The sequence below is a fragment of the Sorangium sp. So ce1153 genome (assembly GCF_051521595.1).
Taxonomy (GTDB): Bacteria; Myxococcota_A; Polyangia; order Polyangiales; family Polyangiaceae; genus Sorangium.
The window spans coordinates 5,312,258-5,331,400 of the sequence record NZ_CP150361.1; the positions used below are offsets into that span (position 1 = coordinate 5,312,258).

The following is a 19,143-nucleotide window of genomic DNA, read 5'->3' on the forward strand; positions in this document are numbered from 1 at the left end:
GGTGCGCGTAGAGCGCACCCGCCGGCCGCGGCGAGTTCAGGCGGAGCCGGCAGGAAGCAGACGCCGGGCGGGCGTGGCGGGAAAGGAAAGGTGGAACCTACCAGGGCCTTCTGCTAGCTTCGCCGGCCGCTGAATCGGGTCGATAGCTCAGTCGGTAGAGCTGCGGACTTTTAATCCGTAGGTCCAGGGTTCGAGTCCCTGTCGACCCACTACGTAACTACGCGGAACTGCTGACCTTTCCGACCAGCACCCCCGCCTGTTCCAGTATTTCTCCACGGACCGCCCCGGCGGGCGGCCCGTCGAGCAGCGCGATCGCGCTCCGCTTCGCGCTCGGCGACAGGTGCATGTAGCCCATGGTCGTCGAGACGTCGCGGTGCCCGGCGAGCTCCTTGATCGCCATCACGGGCGCCCCCCGCATCGCGAGGTGCGAGCAGAACGTGTGGCGGAGGATGTGCGGGCCCTCCAGCACGGCGAGCCCGGCTCGGCGCGTCGCCTGCCGCATCCAGCGCGCGACCGTCCGCCCCGTGATGGGCGAGCCGTCGTCCTCGCAGAGCACGCGGTCGCCGCGGAGGTGCCGGTGCGCCTTGAGGGCCGCCGCGAGCCGCTGCGTCAGGTCGACGATGCGGCCGCGCCCGCCCTTCGGGGTGGACTCGATGCCGTTCCAGTCCGCCCGGCGGATGTGGACCTGGGCGCGAACCAGGTCGACGTCGCCCCAGCGGAGCGAGATCATCTCGCCCCGGCGGAGCCCCGCCTCGGCGCCGAGCAGCACCATCAAGTGCGCGCCCCAGCCGACCTTCCGGGCGCCCTCGACGAGCCGGTCGAGCTCGTCGAACTCGAGGAAGCCCTTGTCGGGCTTCGGGGCCTTGAGCAGCGCGACGCGGCACGGCATGGCGGGGATGACCTCCCACTCGACCGCGACGCGGAGCATCTTGCCCAGGACGCACAGGATGTTGTTGACGGTCTTCGCCGAGAGCCTGCCGAGCCGCGCCTTGAGCCGCTGCACGTCCTCGCTCTTGATGGCGTCGAGCCGCCTCGATCCGAGGGCGGGCTCCAGGTAGAGCCTCAGGATCCGCTTCTTCGCATCGATCCCGCTCGGCTTCTGCCGGTTCGCCTCCGCGTAGCCCTCGATGAACCGCGGGGCGAACTCGCTGAGCGTGGGCACCTCCTTCGTCGTGGCCTCGGTTTCGGGCTTCGTGAGGGCTTCGAGCAGAAGCTCCCGCTCCCTCGCCTCGCCCCAGCGCTGGGCCTGCTGCTTCGTCGACACCGGGGCCCGTCGGCGCTCGCGCACCTCCCTGCCGCCCGGCATCGTGACGCAGATGTCCACCTCCCAGCCTTCCCTCTTCGACCGCGTGTACGGCCGTACTTTCACCGTCATCGTCGGGTTCTCCCCGGCGATGGCGCTCGCCTCTCGTCGAGCCAGCGTAGCAGGTCGTCGCGGTGGACGAGGAGGCGCCGGCCGATGCGGACGGCGCCGGGGAGGGCGGCGCGCTCGGCCATCGCGTAGACGGCCTTCCGGGTGGTGCGGAGGAGGGTCGCGACCTCGTCGGCGGTGAGGAGCAGCGGCAGCTCATCCCGAGTGGTCGGGCCTGTCATCGCTCGCCTGCCGGTAGGCGGCGGCGCCGGCGCGTCCGGCGCGTCGACTGGACGAGCATCGCCGCGGATGTCGCGGGTCATATGCCCTCCGTGGCAAGCCAGCGCTCGGAGGAGGGGTTGCTCATGAAGGGCCCGAGCTTCCCGGCGCGGATGCCTCCGATGTTCGCCTCGATGTCGCCGTCGGCCGTACGAACGGCGCGGCACTCGAGCGCGCGTTGGAGCGCGTCGGGCGGCATGTCGAGGTACCCGGCGGCGGTCTTCAAGGAGAGCCAGCCGCGTGGGCGTCGGGGGACGGGGGCGGAGGGGCGCTTGCTCATCGGCCGCTCCGCGGCGCCGCATGCGGCGGGTACATGCCGAGCGGTGCTTGGCTGCTCGAGCTACCGTCGTCGTGCATGCCCGCGTGTTACCTCGGGCGCTTACCGCTCTTGCCGCAAATGCGCGTCCGGCCTTTACGGTGGATGTCAGGACGGATCGGTCGGGCTCTCGCGCGAAGGGGGCGCCCCTGCGTCGTAGCGGCGCACGATCGCGAGCAGTTCCTCGTTCCATACCTTCATGACCGCGTCCACGAGTCGTTCCGGGAGGCCTCTTGATGCGAGCAAGCGCAGCAAGTAGCCGAGCATCTCCGAGCCACCGACCGGCTCGTCGTCGAGCATGCACCTGGCGTCCAACGGCCGCTTGAAATGGCCTGCACGCTGCTTACGGCCGCCGAGCGCTGCGGAGGTTTTTTCGAGCGTCTCAGGACCGACGTCAGTCACCTCGTGGCCCACCACGTTGGCCAGTCGTCGCAACAAGCCCTCGTCCTTGTCGGCCAAATCGAACGTGGAGCGCGGGACGGCCGCATCGACCACGCGCGTGAGCAGCGTGCTGGGCAGGGGCACCTCCCACCAAGCAAAGCGGCTCCGCACGAAGTCGGTCAGCTCCCGCCGGAACGGTTCATTGTGATTCAGGGAGCGGCTCGGCAAGCCTTTCCTTTTTCTGTCAGCTTGCTCCGAGTTCCATTTCTGCCTGCGTTTCCGGACAAGGTCGGCGACCTCGCGCAACGCCTGCGCGGTTCGCACCTGTTTGACCAGCTTTCGGCGCTCATCACGGTGGCGAAGGACGGTCTGGACCACCTTCTTCAAGACGGTGGGCGTGCCGCTGAGCTTCCCGACTGCCACACGGATCGCGCGGTCGCTGACGGCCAGGTGCGGGTCGATCGGTGCGTGTGGCGTCTCGTACTCCACCGCGAGTCGAAGCAGCTCCAGGACCGCCTCCCTGAGCGTTTCCGACGATAGCTCGTAGGAATGCTCCGCGTGCTCGCGCGTCGGGCGCCGGGGCCGGCCAGAGCCCTGCGGGGTCGTCCTCGTCGTCTCGCCGTTCCCTCTACCCGTCGTCATTGAGTGGCTTCCTCCAGCTAGAAGTACCGCAACTTGTACCGCTCCGTTTACGGCAACGCTCCCCCGCCAGCGTGGAACACCACGCGACACCAGATAGTGGTCCGGTAGGAGCAGCCGACGATGGAGGTGAGCTTGAACATCTGTGCAGCGCCAAGGGCGACCCTGCGTCAGGGCATCGTCCGTCAACCGTCGCCCCCGCATCGCTTTGACGAGTCGGGCCGCTCGCTCTCGGGGACTGCCCGATGAGGACGCCGATGGTCGACGGATGCGACGCCAGAGCGCCTCGAACGGCAGACGCGATCGACGGGCACGACGGCAGCCAACGCTGCGCAAACTGCGGTGTGCTCGGTCTCCGCACCATCGCGTTGCTCTGCCCGAAACGGGACTGCGGTGAGGCGCTCCTCGAGAATACGACGGCATCGGAAGCGGACCTCCGGGCCGAGGCTGCTCGTGAGCACACATGCACCCGCTGCGGCACGTCGGCGAAGGCGATCGAGATGATCGAGTGTCCCAGCTGTCTACATCCGGTGCGCGCCGACGTCGAGGCTATCTCGCCCCCTTGGGGTGCAGCGACTGGGCAGAGCGCCGATGAGGCCGAGGGTAGCGTTCCGCAGATCGAGATCACCGTCGACGAGGAGTTCTCGAAGCTCATCCCTCCACTCTCGCCGGAGGAACTTGCTCAGCTCGAGCGGCACCTCCTTACCGAGGGGTGTCATGATCCCCTCCTTGTCTGGGACGACGGGCAGCAGCGGATCTTGATGGACGGGCACAACCGGTACCAAATCTGCCGGCGCCATCGCATCCGCTACACCGTGCGGACTATCCATCTGTCGGACCGGGACACGGCGCGCACGTGGATTCTGGAACACCAGCTGGGCCGTCGCAATCTCACGCCCGAGGCTCTGGCGTATCTGCGGGGGAAGCTCTATAGTAGCTACAAGCACCAGGGGGCCCGGACGGACCTGCCTGCTGGTCACTCTGACCAGAGGTTGACGACGGCGGGGCAGCTCGCCGCCGCGCATCATGTCGGCGAGAAGACGATTCGACGGGATGCCCAGTTCGCCGAGCAGCTCGACCAGCTCGCCGAGGCGGTCGGCCCGGACATCAAGCACGCGGTGCTCGCGCGCGACGCGAAGATCTCGCGTACCGATGTTGGCCGGCTCCTCAAGCTCGACTCGCCGATCCGCGACCGCATCGTCGCGCGGAGCCGGGAAGGCGAGCCGGCCGCTCGGCTGATCAAAGATGCCTTGGCGGCCGCCGGCCGCCGCGAGCGGCCTTCTCCAACTGCGTCGGCAGCCGGAGCGGCGGCGGATACGGGCTGCAGCGCCATCCAGCCTGAGGCGCTGACAGACGCGACAGTGATGCAGGTGGACGTACAGGAGTCGCCGACCACCACCGCGCTTCGCTCTGCCTCGCCCGCGAACAACGATGCTTTGGATGTCGTCGAGCAGAGCTCATTGGCTAAGGTGATCCGCGCACTAGCCGAGGTGGCGCAAGCTTTGAACCAGGTGACGCCCGGCGAGATCCAGGCCGATATCCTACTGTCGATCCGTGAGCGCCTCGAGAAGGTTCAGTTGGCTCTGCAAGCCCATGAGGCCGTCCATGGCTGACCTGACCGTGGCGACCATAGACGTCCGCTCGACTCCAAGCTCGGCGGGTAGAGCCGTTCGCCGTCTTCCCCTTCGCGGCGTCCAGACGCGTCCGAGTTCCGCTCGACGATGGATCCGGCGCGAGATGGCCGCATCTGGATCAGGAGCTGGATCGAGATGTGTCAAACGGTTTGGTTCAAGTGCCATGGCCACGTTCCTGAGCTCTACCTCTGTAACGTTGATTTAGACATTGAGGACGCCGTGGCCGCGGAGTCCGGTGTTCGTCGGCAAGGATGAAGTTGGCTGGGTACCCCGTCGGATCCGGTAGGGCCCATTCCGGTCCGAGTGCTGCTGCGGAGTATTGGTTCTCCCGTCTTAAGTAACGCCAGTGCGCACATTAGCTTTGGAATGCAATAACACAGACCGCCGCTATCACAGTGAACGGCGGGAGTGCGTAACCAACAGCTACGACGCTGCTAACGTCGTATTGTTCATGGAGATCTTTATGTCTAAGAAGGATGATTCCAAGGAGAACAAGAGTGCGGAAACTTGCACCACCGAGTCACGTTCTGTGTGTATGCGCGCTAACGATGGTCCAGCCCCCTCGGTGGAGAGAGCCGGTGCTCCACGAGAACCCGTCGGATCCGCGGACGAGGGGGTCTATACCGCCGAGGAGGTCGGGACCACGTATGGCATCACGGCCGACGAGGTGATGACGATCGCCGAAGGGCTCGGCATCATCGGCGATCCTCGGTACGGCAGATGGATTCCATCAGATTCCCCTCGTAGCAAGTCCGAAGAGCGGATCCCCCTATCTACCCATGTGGGTCCTGTTGTGCGCGCGAACATCGAGCACATGTTGCGCCAGATGGATGATCGAATCAAGGAACTCATGGTCAAGAGCGTCGAGACCGGTCCGGGTTTCACGATTCTGGTGTGCGATCCGACGGAGCCGCTCGCAGAACAGATTCCGTTCGATGACAAACTCGAGTTCATGGCATATGCGGAACGAAAGCCTCTTGCGGCGTTGCTTCCGACAGAGACCGTTCTGCGGTACCTCGAACACTTCGAGCGGACGCCGGACCTGCTGACAATGCTCGATCGGTTGCAGGCGCCGAGGGATGGAGCGCGAGTGCCCATTGTACTGGTGTATGGCCGCCTCCTCGGCTTTCACGAAGCCGTTCTGGTCCCCAACGACTTCGAGCTGATCCCAGGATTCGACGTGCAGCAGCTTCCAGGGTTCGATGCATACGAGATCTCCCTCGCTGGAGTCATCAAGGTACTCTGCGGAGCTGACCTCCAAGATACCAATGCTGGGTGGCCCACCGAGCGGGTCCGCCTTGCCCGGGCAAGGGCTATTGCTGCCATCGAGGCGGAGCGCGTGAAGCCCAAGCCGCGCTCGGTGGACGAGGTGCTCGTCGGCACATTCGGAGGCGATCGGCTGCGACGCGCGTTCGAGAACGAAGGTGTCGAGGGCGTCGTGCGCGTGATTGACTCGGTTCTGCGCGCGACCAATTAAGATGCAAAATGGCTACAGAGTTGCTGGCGAAAGACGAGTAGTCTGATACCAACATAACGAGCCTCTCGTGAGCTCGGCCCTCGCGGAAGGGCGCGCTGGCCCAGCGTAAACGGGCGGTCTTGCGTCGCCCGCCCGGGTTAGGCGCACCGGAGAATGGCCGGAGTGGCGCAGGGCGACTTATTTTGCTGGGATAGCGAATGGCGTTCCGCCTGTGCGGCTCATGCGGACCAGGTAGGAAATGTCACCTGGATAACTGAGCTGTCATGCCGGCAGCTCGACAGCGACATTCGAAATCGTAGGCTTCGACCCAGCGGCGCTGCCGCGCACGGACGCAGCACAGCCCGGAGCTTCGTTGAGCGTGACCTTGTTGCTCTGGGGTGAACAACATCGTCGACCTCGGTGCGACCGCTCGCCATGTGCGCCACGGGATCCAGCGGCTCGCTCGGAATTCGCAACGGATCGGGACGCAGGATGTTGTGGCAATAAAGATTTTGTGCTGAGCCAGAAGAACAACGGCTCCCGTCGCCGCCAAGCAGAGGGAGCCATTAAGGAGGAATCATGAGTGTAGCATGTCAGGTCGAAGACCCCAATGCCGGGAACACCACGCAGCACGGACTACCTTTTGAGTCCCATCACATCGCGTACCTCCGGGAACGCGCCGTCGATCCCGAAAGTGCCGCCTCCGCCGGATGGCGATCGGTTACTGCGGAGGAGGGCGCGAAGCTGCTCGGCCGAGAGCAGCCTCTGTCCTGTGGTGGCATCGCGATCCCGTACGCCAACGCGCCAGGTTATGCACGAATCCGGCTCGATCAGATATACCCCCGCTACCTCGCACCTGCGGGTCGAGAAATCCCTATCTACATCCCGCCGGGCTGCCAGGTGGAGGGCTCCGCACCGATCCATGTGGTCGAGTCGCCGGGCAAGGCGCTCGCGCTCCAGCACCACGGCTGGGACGCCGTCGGCCTGGGCGGGGTCCAGACGACGCTCACGAAGAAGGACTACAAGCTCAACGAGTCCTGGAACGTGGTGGCGCTCTTCCGGCGCGAGGTCGTCATCGTCTCCGACGCCGGTCGGGCATGGAATGCGGACGTGGCGCGGGCCGAGGCCAGGCTGGCGATGGCCCTCGAGCTGGCGGGGGCGAAGGTGAGGCTCGCGGCGTTGCCGCCGCGCGAAGGCGGTGGCGACCAGGGGCCGGACGACCTCCTCGCCGCCAGCGGGAACTCGGAACTGCGCAAGGTGCTCGACGCCGCCGTGGCCGCAGATCCAGTCGCTCGCGCGAAGAGCGTCTCCGCCGAGCAAGCCATCCCGCTCCTCGGTGACCTGCCGTTCTTGTGGTCACTCAAGGAGCGAGGCGTCGCCATACAGAAGCAGGTCACCCTGATGCTGCGCAAGCACAGCATCAAGGAGAGCGATCTCCGCAGTGCGTTGAAAGAGGCCGAGGAGAAGAGCCGAAACCGGAGGGCCGAAGCGGATCAGACGCAGCCCCGCTCCTCCTATGCGATTCGCGAGCGAAAGCTGTGCGTGGTGACCTCGCCGGACGGCGTGATGGAGGATTGCCAGCCGCTCACGAACTTCACCGCACAGATCGATCGGGACGAGCTCCTCGACGACGGCGCGGAGAAGAGGCGCAGGTTCATCATCTCGGGGACGCTCGAGGATGGTCGGGCGCTGCCTCCGGTGCGGCTCGACCCCTCGTGTTACCGAGCCGCCCCGTTGATGGCGCCGTGCCCCGCCTGGCCGATGGCCATCTCACGGCTGCTCGGCAGTGTCTCTTTCCGCCGATGGCCATCGTGGACGTTGCCCCCGGCGCCAGGCGGCGCGATGGGCATCCTGCCGGCCACCGTCGGCGCGGCGAGGCGATGGCCATCGTGGGCCTGGCGCGACACGGCCCGCGAGGCCGACGAGCCTCGCGGGCCGCGCGCTGCCGTTCAGCCGAGCGCCGAGGAGAGCGTGAGTGCCTCCGCGACGCGGGCTACCGCGTCACGGTCGACCAGCTTCCGCTTCCGGCGCGCCGATTCCCGCATCGCCGCCGAGGCGATGCGGTCGATCTCCCGCAGCGAGCCCGACGCGACCTCGTGCAGAGCGGCGAGCGACTCCCGCGAGAAGAGCTCGTGCTCGGCGCCGGCGCCCTTCAGCCGGAAGGCGACATACTCCGCCGTGTCCTCCACCGTCGCCGGCTCGATCATGAAGCGGTGATGGATGCGCGTAAGCAGCGAGCGGTGCGACCGCAGGGCCATGCGGCCCTCGAGCTCCGGAAGGCCGACAAGGATGATCGACAGGAGGGCGCGGCTGTCCCACTCGTGATTCAAGAGGATATGCAAATGCGCCATCATGTCCGGGTGCAACAGATGGGCCTCATCGAGGAGAAACACCGGATGCACCTGATCTCTTCGCAGCTCGTGGACATGCCGCTCGACCGCGAGGAACAGGTTGGCGGCGCTAGATGTCGGCTGCAGGCCGAGCGCATGGCATAGATACCGGTAGAAGTCGCGGCGGCCGAGCGTCGCATTGTGGCAGTAAGTCAGACGGAATCCTGCCTGGGGTAGCCGATGCCGTAAGGCCCTCAACACACACGTCTTCCCGACGCCGGGCTCCCCGACGAGGAGCACACTGGCACGCTCGAGGAGCGCGGCTTCGAGATCGTCGACGAGCACCTGCTTCGACGTCGGCAACCACAGCTCGGCATCCTCGAGCTCTTTGGAGAAGGGCGCGGTGCGAAGGCCGAAGAAGCTAAGCTCAGAAGATCGCATCGAGGTCCTCCTCTCCATCGGGGTCCTTCGCGTCGGCCGCCCGGGCCGCCTCGCGCACCGCCTTGTCGCGCAGCACGCCGCCTGGGTCGAAGGCGACCTGCTGCTCGGTGGGCAACGCGCCGCTCGTCGTGGAACGACGTGGCGGCCGTTTGACGTGCGCGTTGTGCACCGGGTCGACGGGGCGAAGGGGGATCCGCTGCCCCTCGATCTCGACGACCGGGGCGACTGGCTCGTCGAGCAAGCAATAGGCGACGGTCACGATGCGGCCGGCGAGGTAGCCGTGGTCGAGCTCGAAGAGCTGCCCGCGGACCGAGACGGTCGTGTCGCGGTGCACGCGCCGACGCTGCCGGATCGTGAGCGCGTCGCGCAGGCGAGTCTCGGAGAGCGCGTCGATCTCGCGCTGCCCGGGCGCGTAAACAAGCCCCGGCGCGCGCCCCATCAGGCCGGCGTGCGGGGACGCGTGGTAGTGGACATCGATGAAGGCCTGGATACGAGAGGAGATATCGTCCAGCGACGTGATCGCGCCCAGGTGGTCGAGCACCCCCTCCCGAAGCGTGCGCCAGAATCTCTCCATCTTGCCGCGCGCCTGCGGGTCGTAGGGGCGCGCGTGCAGTAGCGTGATCCCGAGGCGCGAGCAGAAGAGGCGCAAGGCGTCACCGCGATAGGTTGCGCCGTTGTCCAGGTACAGCGCGTCGGGCACGCCGTAGAGCCGGACGGCACGGACGAGCAGCCGCAACATGGTATCTTCCTTCTCGTCGCTCTCGACCGAGATGGCGACGAGGAAGCGCGATGCGTCGTCGAGCAGGGCGTGGATCCGCACGGGGATCCTTCGCCTGTCGAGATGAAGCGTCGGGCCGTGACAGACGTCGCCGTGCCAGAGCGCGTCAGGGCGCTCGGCCTGCCACTTGAGCCGGGTCGTCGGCCCCTTGCCATCGCGCTGCGGGATCTTGTCGAGTCCCTCTTGACGGTAGAGGCGACGCACGGTCGAGGCGCTGACCGTGGCGCTCAGGCGTCCGTCTTCGCGCAGCGTGCGCAGGATGAGCGGCACCGAGGCCCCGGGGTGCTCCCGCCGGATGTCGCACAGCAGCTGTCTCAACACGGGGTCGAGCTCGCGGCCGCGACCGCGATCCCGACGGGCGCGAGGGCAGAGGCCTTCGAGCCCCCGCTGGCGGTAGGCATAGAGCCAGCGCTCGAGGGTCGGCACCGCGAAGGAGCGCGTGCACGCGCTACCGGGCGGGCGCACGCGCTCCTTGGCGAGGGCGCGCAACGCTTCGACCAGATCGCCATGCTCGAGGTCGCGAGCGCAGAGCTGGCCAATGATGCCGTGGCGGAAGAGGGCGATTTCCTCCGCGTGATCTCTGGGTTTGAGGAGGTCCACGAACGGTCCTTTCCACGGGTGCGTTTCGGCGCCCCGTGGAAACCCAGTGCCCCGGATCCGTGCCGTCGTGCCCGATCCTACGGGGTGGCGTCGCCGGACCTCGCGTTTGCCTGCGAATGGCCATCACGCTGCGAGCGCGGCGCCGTGGAACGCCAGGTGAGGGGCAGGCGTGCCGGCGCTGCCCCGAGCCGACAGCGCCACGAGCTGCATCGCCGTGCGCTCGGCGACCTGCGCGCGCGTGCTGTCGGCGCCGTGACGTCCGAGCCGGGGGAAGAGCTGGCCACGGCGACTGGCGTCGATCCATCGCGACGGCGCCAGCCACCGCTCGGCCGCCGCGACGCCCAGGACCACGGCGCTGCAGACCTCGGCGCGGACGACCGGTGTGGTGGCGCCCTCGAGTCCGACGCGGGCCAGCACCCAGCCGATCGCCGCCGCGGAGTAGCGCCGCCGCGGCAGCAGCCCGCGGGGCACGACCACCACGACCGCGCCGCAGGCGGTGCAGCGGTAGCGCCGAGCCTGCACCGTAACCTGCTGGGGCGCGTCGCCCGCATCGTGTGGGCCGTACACCTGGCGCGCGCGCAGGCCGTGACCGCGCATCCCCAGCGGGCCGTTGACGGGACGGCTGGCCGCGTCGCAGCAGGGGCAGCGGGCCGGCCGCACGTGCTGAACCATCGGGAGCACCGTCATCCAACGCTTGATGTCGACATCGGCTTGAACGATCCTGCACGGGCTCCGCTCCTCCAAGGTGATCGGAGCACGACGAGGGGAGGACGGGTCGCCACAACACGCATCCCCTCGTCGCCTATTTTGTGGCCGGCTCCGCGCCGATGCTCCGCTCCGTCGATGCCGGCCTTAGGTCAGCGGCGGCGCGGACGTGGTGCGAAGTGCAGTGGTAATTTCGGGCGTGAAGCAGGAAAGCTCAGCCACTGAGGCGCGGAGGTCGGGGATGCGAGGTTTTGTGAGAATCACGGATGCGTGACCGGAAAGTGTTGCCGATGATCGCTGGCGGGCGGCGGACCGCTGCGCCCACCCCGGCTCCTGCTCTCGGGTCCGAACCGATTCCATGATGGAGGGGCACGGGGCGATCGGCGGATATCCATCACGAACGGGGATCGAGATCGGCGGGAAGTCCACTATTGGAAGGGCGCGGTAACACCTCGGAGCTCAGCAGCGACATGTGGCCGCGGATCCACTGGGGCGCGTCGGCCAGAGTCGCCGCAGTAGCTCGAGCGCCGGCGCATCTCCTCGCGGCGATCCAGGCGGTGTCCAACCCGGCGCAGACCCACATGTTCACGCACACCGGCTGGCGCGAGCTCAACGGCGAGGCGACGTTCCTCCACGCCGACGGCGCCGTCGGAGGCCAAGACGTTGCGGTTCAGCTGGATGGCGGGCTCAGCCGGTACAAGCTCCCGCCCGTGCCGGAGGACCTTCCAGGCGCCGTGAAGCTCTCGCTCTCCTTCCTTGCTCTGGCCGATCCACAAATCACGGTCCCGCTCTTCTGCGCGGTGTTCCGCGCTCCCCTGCAGCATGCCCTGTACTGTGACGCGACGGTCGCGCTGTGCGGCACCACGGGCAGCCTGAAGACCACCCTCAGCGCGCTGGCCATGAGCCACTTCGGCGACTTCGACGCGGAGCACCTGCCTGCGAGCTGGTCGTCGACGGCGAACGCCCTCGAGCGGATGGCGTTCCTGGCCAAGGACGTGCTCCTCGCCGTCGACGACTTCGCGCCGACGAAGGCGGAGGCCGGGGATGACCTGCACCGCAAGGCGGCGCAGCTCCTGCGTGCGATCGGCAATGCCAATAGCCGTAGCCGGCTCCAGTCCGACTGCTCGGCGCGCCCGGACCGCCCGCCGCGGGCGCTCGTGTTGAGCACGGGAGAGGATGTCCCGAGCGGGGAATCGATCCAGGCGCGCCTCGTCACGGTCCGGATGAAGCCGGGCGACGTCGATCTCGCGAAGCTCACCGAGCTTCAGAAGAGCCGCCGGCGCCTGCCGCACACGATGCTGGGCTACCTCATGTGGTTGAAGGCGCAGATGCCGGGCCTGCACGCGCGCATGGAGACGCGCTTCATCGAACTGCGCACGGAGCTACACCAGGAGGGCCAGCACCTGCGCGCTCCTGCAGCGATTGCGCACCTGCTCCTCGGCATAGAGTACTTCTGTGGGTTCGCGAAGGACGTCGGCGTCCTCGACGACGAGGAAGCTGCGACACTCGTCCAGAGGGCCCGCGCCTCGCTGCTCGCCAACGCCGCCGAACAGAGCCGTGCCGCTGTCGACGCGAACCCCGTCCACCGTTTCATCGACGTGCTCCGTACGCTCCTCTTGCAGGGCAAGGTCAAGACGGTGGACGTCGCGTTCGCGCTCGACACGGCCGAGGCCCATGGCATCGGCTGGCAGGACAAGGACTACCTGTACCTGGTCCCCGACGCGGCCTACTCGGCCGTGGTCGAGGCCCTGCGTGCACGGGGACAGGCGATGCCCATCGGAGCGCGCATGCTCTGGTCGCGGCTGGTCGACGAGGGGTTCGTCGACGGGGAGCCCGGAGGGCGCTCGACTCGCAAGAAGCACATCGGCGGTGTGAAAGGCAATCGTGAGCGCGTGCTGTGGCTTCGCCGGGATGCGATCCAGCTGCGCGACGAGATCGCTGACCTCGTCGACGAGGCCGCCCGAGAGGACGAGGACGACCCTGACGACGATCCCGGTGGCGGCGGCAGCCAGGGAGGCGGCGGGGCGGCCGACGGGGACGGGCAGGGATTCGGCTCACACTTCGGCTTCCGCTTCCCGGTCCTCCGTTCGCCCGAACCCACGGGGTTGGCCTCGGGCCCCGGAACTGCGCCCCGGAGCCCCGTTCCTCAAGACCGAGCGGGGCCCAGAACGGGGCTCATCCGCGTCTCGCTCCCTCCGCACGAAACCGACCAATTCCAGGACGTCAGAGAGTGTCATAGTAGGCTAAATAGCAACGAAATCTCACAGAGCCCCGAAGCCCCGATCGTTCGAGGGGTGAGTGCTCACGCCTATGCGCCGCAGAATGACGTGGACGCTGGCCATGTCGATGCAGAGCGCCTGTATGGCTCGGCGCCCTCCCCCGAGCGCTGCGGGGCTTCGGGGCTCCGCGCGGCGAGGACTCCACTCCCACGCGCACCTGCCAGCGTAAATGTTCGCAGTGGCTCGTGTTTTCGCTCTGACCAGCTTCAAGATCCCGGCCCCGACACGGGCCCCGAAGCGCCCCAGAACGGGGGCGGAGTCCTGCACGAAACGGGGCTCGATGACCTGGAGCGCTTCGCGACGGCCATCCTCCGCGCCGGGAGGGTGGGTCTGGTCGTCCACTCGACCGGGCCCGACCTCATCGATGACGGTCCCGTGATCGTCACCGTCGCCCTGCCAGGTGGCGAGGCGCGTGTGTTTTATACATTCGGCGGCGAGCCGCTCGGCCCCGTGGCAGAGGCCCTTTGCGAGGTCACCGTCGTCGGACACGATCTCAAACGCGCGCTGACACATCTCCAGTATCACCTCGGCTTCATGCCGCGCGTGGTCAGCGATACAGCCATCGCATTGCGGCTGCTCGACGGCGGCGAGAACCTAAAGAACAAGGAGGCCTTCTCCTTCGAGCGCGCGTGCGAACGCACCTTGGGCGGTAAGAGGAGCAGAAAGAACATTGACTGGTGGACCGAGCCGAGCCCCGAGCTACAGGACGAATTGGCGCAAGAGGCACGGGATGTGCTGCGGCTCGCGAACATCTTTCAGAAGGACATCGCTGAGGAGCACCTGGAAGCCATCGCCGAACTCGAGTGCAAGGTGCTCCCCATCATCGCAGAGATGGAGGTGAATGGTGTTCCCGTCGACCGAGGCCGATGGGAGCGGATCGTCAACTTGTGGACCGCCGAGGCCGCCGAGCTCAAGAAGAACCTGGTCGCCGCGATAGGCGTGCAGAACGTTGACAGCAACGACGACGTACTCGCCGCGCTTCGGCGGCTTGGTCTTCAGGTCGAGCGCACCAACGGCGAGGCGCTCGCGCCCTACATGCATCTGCCCGTTGTCCGGCAGCTCATCCGCTACCGGCGCGAGCGCAGTTTCGTGGCTGGAGCTGGCGAAGGTGTTCTCCGTGCTCTCAAGCGCTCGGAAGATGGGCGGCTACATGCAACCATAAACCAGATCGGGGCCACCACCGGCCGCATGTCCGCCGAGCAGCCGAACGTCCTCGGTCTGCCACGGGACAAGATGATCCGCCGCTGCATCACCGCCTCGCCCGGCAGAAGCTCATCACGGGGGACTACAGCACGATCGAGCTGCGCGTCGTCGCCGACCAGACGGGAGACGAGCAGCTCAAGGCGGTCTTCCGGAAGAACGGTGATCCGCACCGGCACACAGCGTCGCTGGTGATGGGTGTACCCGAGGAGCAGGTAACGGAAGAACAACGGCGCCGCGCGAAGCCGTTGAACTTCGGCTTCTCGTTCGCCATGGGCAAGGACAAGCTCATCGCGTACGCGCGAAAGAACTACGGTGTCGAGCTCACGATCGACGAGGCCGAGCAGTTCAGGCAGAAGTTCTTCCAGAACTACTCTGGCGTCGCCGCATGGCAGAAGGAGATCGCCGAGCAGATGCCAACCAAGATGCGCACCAAGAGCGGCCGGATTTCTTACTACTTCGATCCCGATGAGGAGTACAACGCCCGCTTGGCCTTCCCGGTCCAGGGCACCGCCGCCGACGGCATGAAGCAGGCGATGGTGCTCCTGGCCCCGTACATCCAGCGGCTCGGGGCGCGGATGATCCTCGCCGTGCATGACGAGCTGCTCGTGGAAGCGCCCGAGGAGCACGCCGAGGAGGTCAAGGAGCTCATGCGCAACTGCATGATCGCTGGGATGAAGAAGTACGTGGATTCGGTGCCGATCGTGGTCGAGCCGAAGGTCATGTCGCGCTGGGGGATGTAGATCACGGACGTGAGCGCCGTGGGTCGGCTCGGCGTGAGCCACCAGAACGGGATCGAGAGGGTTGCCATGAGAGAGCAGGACAAGAACATCGGCGCGCCTCCGTCCGAGCGGTCCGAGCGGCTCCAGGAGCGGGAGACGGGCGCGGACAGCGTGCAACAGCGGCCTCTCCCGCCCTCGAGGCCCGACGATCTGGCGGTGCAGGACCACATCCCTGCCGCCGTGAGGCCGACCGAGCCACGTCCACCGCTCAGCGTGCCCCTCCATCCCGCGTTCGTCGCGCGTGGAGAAGCCGTGCTGAAGGAGCTTAACGCCGCCTCGCTCGACGCAGGCCCCGAGGAGCGACTCTTGTGCCAGCCGGTCGCCGATGAGGTCGCCATCGTCTCGGCGCTGCTGGCGACCCAGGCCCAGCTCGCCGCCCGGCTCTCCTTCTTCATCGCTGACCACAAACAAATGGCCGGCATCTCGAAGGTCCTCCGCGACGTGGTCCTCGTGACGGACTCGATCTCCAAGCGCGTCTTGGGAGCGCTCGGCGTCGCCGCGGACTTCCGGGCGCAGAGGCGGTTCCTGGCCAACCGGCGATCATCTCGGAGGGCTTCGCGGACGAGGCGGACAACGGATGCTATGCCTCGATACCATGCCCCGACCCAACGACATTCGCCTGAGCGCTGGATAACAGACCGGCTAGAGGAGTGCGTCTGGTCGCGCGCGAAGGCAGTCGATAGGTGCCAGGGGGTGTCCGTCATGGACACCCCTTGGGCGTACCGATAGCCAGCTTGCAGCGAGGCGCGCTCGACCGTCAGGGTACGCAGTGATCGCCAAGGGGTGTGTATTATGCACACCCCTTTGGCGTGCAGGAAGCCCAGCAGCAGCGAGGCTCGCTCAACAACACGACGCGCGCGAGCCCGGATAAGGGTGCATGGAAGACGTTGATCGGCTGCTTGAGATCGGGGATGGGAGGCCGCGTACGCGCGGTGCAGGACGACCTGACGTGCTGAGCCGGTGTACGCAGAAGGACGTAGCGAGATGACGCGTTCTCTTCGCTGCAGATTGCCGGTTTGCAGCCTCATGGGGCCACCTGACGGCGTTTTTTGCAGGGTCATGGGGCCACCCCAAACGCAGGAGGATGGGGCCACCCGCGCGGGGGCGTGACCCAGTTTTTCGCAGGGTCATGGGGCCACCTTCCGAGGTTTTTTGCAGCCTCATGGGGCCAGCTCGGGACGCCGCGGTCGGGATCTGAGACGGGCTCCTTCCGACGACGGCGCGGGTCGCCGTCGGAAGGAGGCCGATGCCCTACCGAGAGCTGATCATGGTTGACATCAAGGAAATGCTCCGCCGTCGTGCGGCGGGGCAGAGCGCGCGTCACGTGGCGCGCGAGACGGGGTTCGATCGCAAGACGGTCGGCAGGTACTTCGAGGCCGCTGCGACGTTGCCACTGCCGCCCGGTCGCGAGCCGACGGACGAGGAGATCCACGCGATCGCCCAGCGCGTGCAGGCGCGCCCGGTGCCCGACGCGAGCGAGGAGTGGAAAGAGATCGGCGCCCATCGCGCACGCATCAAGGCCTGGCTCGCCCAGCCTCGGCCGCTGAAGCTGACGAAGATCCACACGCTGCTCAAGCGCGACTACGGCCTCAGCGCGAGCTACGACACGCTCCGGCGCTTCGCCATGGAGGAGCTCGCGTGGCGCAAGAAGACGCCGACGGTTCGCGTCGCGGACACCGAGCCCGGCGAGGTCGCGCAGATCGACTTCGGCCTGATGGGTAAGCTGTTCGACCCAGCGACGCAGCGGGTTCGAAATCTGTGGGTGCTCGTGGTGACGCTCGCGTACAGCCGCTACCAGTTCGTGTGGCCGTCGTTCGAGCAGACCACGGCGGCGGTATGCGCGGGCCTGGATGCGGCGTGGAGGTTCTTCGGCGCGATGGCGCGCGTGATCCTCCCGGATAATATGAAGGCCATCGTGCTGCGCGCTGACGAGCTCGCCCCCGTGCTCGTGCCGGCGTTCCTCGACTACGCGCAGACACGCGGGCTGTTGGTGGATGCCGCGCGTGTCAGGTCGCCCAAAGACAAGGCGCGTGTCGAGAATCAGGTCGCGTACGTGCGCGAGAGCTGGTTCGACGGCGAGTTGTTCGCCAGCCTCGATGAGGCGCGCGCGTCCGCTGAGCAGTGGTGTCGCGACGTCGCCGGTGTGCGCGTCCACGGCACGACGCGCGAAGTGCCGCGCGAGGTGTTCGAGGCGCGCGAGAGGAGCGCCATGAAGCCGGCGCCGACGGCGCCGTTCGACGTACCGCACTGGACTGACGCGAAGGTGCACCCCGACCACCACGTGCAGGTCCTCCGGTCGCTCTACAGCGTGCCGACGCGCTACGTCGGCAGCACGGTGCGCGTTCGCGCCGACAGCGTGTCAGTGAGGATCTACGCCGGCACGCAGCTCGTGAAGGTGCACGCGCGCGTTGCGCCGGGCAAGCGCTCCACCGACCCGAGCGACTACCCCGTGGGCAAGGACATCGCGGCCGAGCGCGATGTGGTTTCGCTCATCGCGAGCGCGAAGAAGTGCGGCGTGCACGTCGGCATCTACGCCGAGCGGCTGCTCGATGTGCCGCTCCCGTGGACGCGCATGCGGCTCGTCTATGCGCTCCTGCGGCTGTGCAACAAGTTCGGCAACGGGCGTGTCGAGGCGATCTGCCAGAGTGCGCTGGCGTTCGATGTCGTCGACGTGCAGCGCGTGGCGCGCATGCTCGAGACGGCGAAGACGCCCGCATCACCGCCCACGGATGAGCGCAAGGTCGTCGCGCTCCCCACGCCGCGGTTCGCGCGCAGCACCGAGCACTTCGCGACGCGCACGCTGGCGGCTGCCGCGACGAAGGAGGAAGCGTGATGAGCTCGAGCGAAGTCGACCCTGCGCTCGTCACGGCGCTCAAGCGACTGCGCCTCGGCCGCATCGCAGCGACGTTGCGTGAGCGGCTGCTGCTGGCCGAGAAGCAGTCGATGGGGCACGAGGAGATGTTGCTCATGCTGCTGACCGACGAGATCGCGCGCCGCGAGGCGAGCGCGACGGAGAGCCGCGTACGTGACGCCGGGCTCGATCCCAACATGCGCCTGGAGCTCTGGGACAAGACCGCGAAGGTCAGCTTCGACAAGCGTCTGCTCGGTGGGTTCACGAGCCTGCGCTTTCTCGAAGAGCACAAGCACATCGTCATCCTTGGCTCCGTCGGCGTGGGCAAGACCTTCCTCGCGAACGCGCTCGGACACCTCGCGTGCCAGCACGGCTACAGCGTGCGCTTCCTGCGCGCCGACGCGATGCTGCGCAGGCTGCGCCAGAGCAGGCTCGACAACTCACGCGACGCCGAGATGGTCGCGCTCACGACCGTCGACCTGCTCATCCTCGACGACTTCGCGCTCGAGGCGATGAGCAAGGAAGAGAGCCGCGACGTCTACCAGCTCTTCCTCGAGCGCACGGGTCACGCGTCGATGATCGTCACGAGCAATCGCGACACGGCCGAGTGGCTCGCGATGTTCGACGACGTGCTGCTCGCGCAGAGCGCCGTCGATCGGTTCAAGAACGCGGCGTTCGACTTCATCGTCGAGGGCGAGTCGTACAGGCCACGGCTCAAGCCGAAGCTCGACGAGAGCAACACGGCCGCGCCAGTGCCCGCGCGCAGCAAGCCGCCCACCCATCCACGCAACAAGCGGCGATGACCGCTGCGGCCCCGGCGAGCACGTCGATCCCGGGGCCGCGCCGCTGACCCTCTCGCTCCACTCGGCGCGCCTCGCCCACTTCGTCAACGTGACCGCGAGGGGCACCGGGGGCGGGGTGGACGTTCCTGCTCCTGCGCATCGCGGCTCCTGCGCCGGACCTACCAGGGAGCCCGGGTGGCCCCATGACCCTGCAAAAAAGAGGGACGTCGCCGGTCGCTTCGCGCCCGGCTCCGGGGACCTCGACACGCTTCGCGGTCTCGGGCATGGTCGAGGCCGATCACGTCGTCTCCCCCTGGCCCCATGACCTTGCAAAGGGGT

At 67.3% G+C, this 19,143-nt stretch carries 12 protein-coding genes, 1 tRNA gene and 2 pseudogenes; 8 read left to right on the forward strand and 7 right to left on the reverse strand.

The window, feature by feature from the left end:
- Positions 1-136: 136 nt before the first annotated feature.
- Positions 137-209 (forward strand) — tRNA-Lys (locus WME85_RS18935).
- An 8-nt stretch (positions 210-217) separates the two neighbouring features.
- On the opposite strand, the gene WME85_RS18940 is transcribed toward WME85_RS18935, so the two are convergent.
- The 4 genes from WME85_RS18940 to WME85_RS18955 form a co-directional block, all read right to left on the reverse strand.
- On the reverse strand, positions 218-1,375 hold the full coding sequence (locus tag WME85_RS18940) for a tyrosine-type recombinase/integrase (protein ID WP_437840028.1): 1,158 nt from the start codon (positions 1,373-1,375) through the stop codon (positions 218-220).
- Positions 1,372-1,593 (reverse strand): helix-turn-helix domain-containing protein, encoded by a 222-nt coding sequence (locus WME85_RS18945; RefSeq protein WP_063815747.1) that lies wholly within the window; start codon positions 1,591-1,593, stop codon positions 1,372-1,374. The genes WME85_RS18940 and WME85_RS18945 overlap by 4 nt, the downstream gene beginning before the upstream one ends.
- Positions 1,594-1,670: 77 nt before the next feature.
- Positions 1,671-1,910, reverse strand: coding sequence for a hypothetical protein (locus WME85_RS18950; RefSeq protein WP_437840029.1), 240 nt, complete (start codon positions 1,908-1,910; stop codon positions 1,671-1,673).
- Positions 1,911-2,054: 144 nt separating this feature from the next.
- Positions 2,055-2,969: a hypothetical protein gene (locus WME85_RS18955; RefSeq protein ID WP_437840030.1), complete on the reverse strand. Its 915-nt coding sequence runs from the start codon at positions 2,967-2,969 to the stop codon at positions 2,055-2,057.
- Between the two features lie 254 nt (positions 2,970-3,223).
- Here WME85_RS18955 and WME85_RS18960 point away from each other — a divergent pair, with 254 nt between their 5' ends.
- From WME85_RS18960 to WME85_RS18970, 3 genes are all read left to right on the forward strand, one after another.
- Positions 3,224-4,579, forward strand: a complete 1,356-nt coding sequence (locus WME85_RS18960) for a hypothetical protein (protein ID WP_437840031.1) — start codon at positions 3,224-3,226, stop codon at positions 4,577-4,579.
- Positions 4,580-5,063: 484 nt separating this feature from the next.
- Positions 5,064-6,077 carry a hypothetical protein gene (locus WME85_RS18965; RefSeq protein ID WP_437840032.1) on the forward strand — a complete coding sequence of 338 codons (1,014 nt, stop codon included), beginning with the start codon at positions 5,064-5,066 and terminating at the stop codon, positions 6,075-6,077.
- A gap of 879 nt (positions 6,078-6,956) precedes the next feature.
- Entirely contained in the window at positions 6,957-8,273 is a 1,317-nt protein-coding gene (locus WME85_RS18970) for a DUF3854 domain-containing protein (protein ID WP_437840033.1), read from the forward strand.
- Positions 8,274-8,371: 98 nt separating this feature from the next.
- On the opposite strand, the pseudogene WME85_RS18975 reads toward WME85_RS18970, so the two are convergent.
- The 3 genes and pseudogenes from WME85_RS18975 to WME85_RS18985 form a co-directional block, all read right to left on the reverse strand.
- Positions 8,372-8,845: pseudogene (locus WME85_RS18975) on the reverse strand (AAA family ATPase); the annotation flags it as partial.
- Positions 8,814-10,205, reverse strand: a complete 1,392-nt coding sequence (locus WME85_RS18980; RefSeq protein WP_437828968.1) for a DDE-type integrase/transposase/recombinase — start codon at positions 10,203-10,205, stop codon at positions 8,814-8,816. The gene WME85_RS18980 and the pseudogene WME85_RS18975, both read right to left, overlap by 32 nt.
- A 123-nt stretch (positions 10,206-10,328) precedes the next feature.
- On the reverse strand, positions 10,329-10,892 hold the full coding sequence (locus WME85_RS18985) for a DUF6431 domain-containing protein (RefSeq protein WP_437833804.1): 564 nt from the start codon (positions 10,890-10,892) through the stop codon (positions 10,329-10,331).
- Positions 10,893-11,491: 599 nt separating this feature from the next.
- Here WME85_RS18985 and WME85_RS18990 point away from each other — a divergent pair.
- From WME85_RS18990 to WME85_RS19005, 4 genes and pseudogenes are all read left to right on the forward strand, one after another.
- Positions 11,492-15,132 (forward strand): annotated as a pseudogene (locus WME85_RS18990) (DNA polymerase).
- A 33-nt stretch (positions 15,133-15,165) separates the two neighbouring features.
- The gene (locus WME85_RS18995; protein WP_437840034.1) at positions 15,166-15,900 is read left to right on the forward strand and encodes a hypothetical protein; all 735 of its coding nucleotides are present in this window, start codon (positions 15,166-15,168) and stop codon (positions 15,898-15,900) included.
- Between the two features lie 517 nt (positions 15,901-16,417).
- Positions 16,418-18,004 carry an IS21 family transposase gene (gene istA, locus WME85_RS19000; RefSeq protein ID WP_437840036.1) on the forward strand — a complete coding sequence of 529 codons (1,587 nt, stop codon included), beginning with the start codon at positions 16,418-16,420 and terminating at the stop codon, positions 18,002-18,004.
- Entirely contained in the window at positions 18,004-18,825 is an 822-nt protein-coding gene (locus WME85_RS19005; RefSeq protein ID WP_104978789.1) for an ATP-binding protein, read from the forward strand. The genes istA and WME85_RS19005 overlap by 1 nt, the downstream gene beginning before the upstream one ends.
- Positions 18,826-19,143: the final 318 nt, after the last annotated feature.

What these genes read in the sequence shown, in the direction of transcription:
- WME85_RS18940 (WP_437840028.1), bottom strand. Translation starts at nt 1,375, where the DNA reads ATGACGGTGAAAGTACGGCCGTACACGCGGTCGAAGAGGGAAGGCTGG.
- WME85_RS18945 (WP_063815747.1), bottom strand. Translation starts at nt 1,593, where the DNA reads ATGACAGGCCCGACCACTCGGGATGAGCTGCCGCTGCTCCTCACCGCC.
- WME85_RS18950 (WP_437840029.1), bottom strand. Translation starts at nt 1,910, where the DNA reads ATGAGCAAGCGCCCCTCCGCCCCCGTCCCCCGACGCCCACGCGGCTGG.
- WME85_RS18955 (WP_437840030.1), bottom strand. Translation starts at nt 2,969, where the DNA reads ATGACGACGGGTAGAGGGAACGGCGAGACGACGAGGACGACCCCGCAG.
- WME85_RS18960 (WP_437840031.1), top strand. Translation starts at nt 3,224, where the DNA reads ATGGTCGACGGATGCGACGCCAGAGCGCCTCGAACGGCAGACGCGATC.
- WME85_RS18965 (WP_437840032.1), top strand. Translation starts at nt 5,064, where the DNA reads ATGTCTAAGAAGGATGATTCCAAGGAGAACAAGAGTGCGGAAACTTGC.
- WME85_RS18985 (WP_437833804.1), bottom strand. Translation starts at nt 10,892, where the DNA reads ATGACGGTGCTCCCGATGGTTCAGCACGTGCGGCCGGCCCGCTGCCCC.
- istA (WP_437840036.1), top strand. Translation starts at nt 16,418, where the DNA reads ATGCCCTACCGAGAGCTGATCATGGTTGACATCAAGGAAATGCTCCGC.
- WME85_RS19005 (WP_104978789.1), top strand. Translation starts at nt 18,004, where the DNA reads ATGAGCTCGAGCGAAGTCGACCCTGCGCTCGTCACGGCGCTCAAGCGA.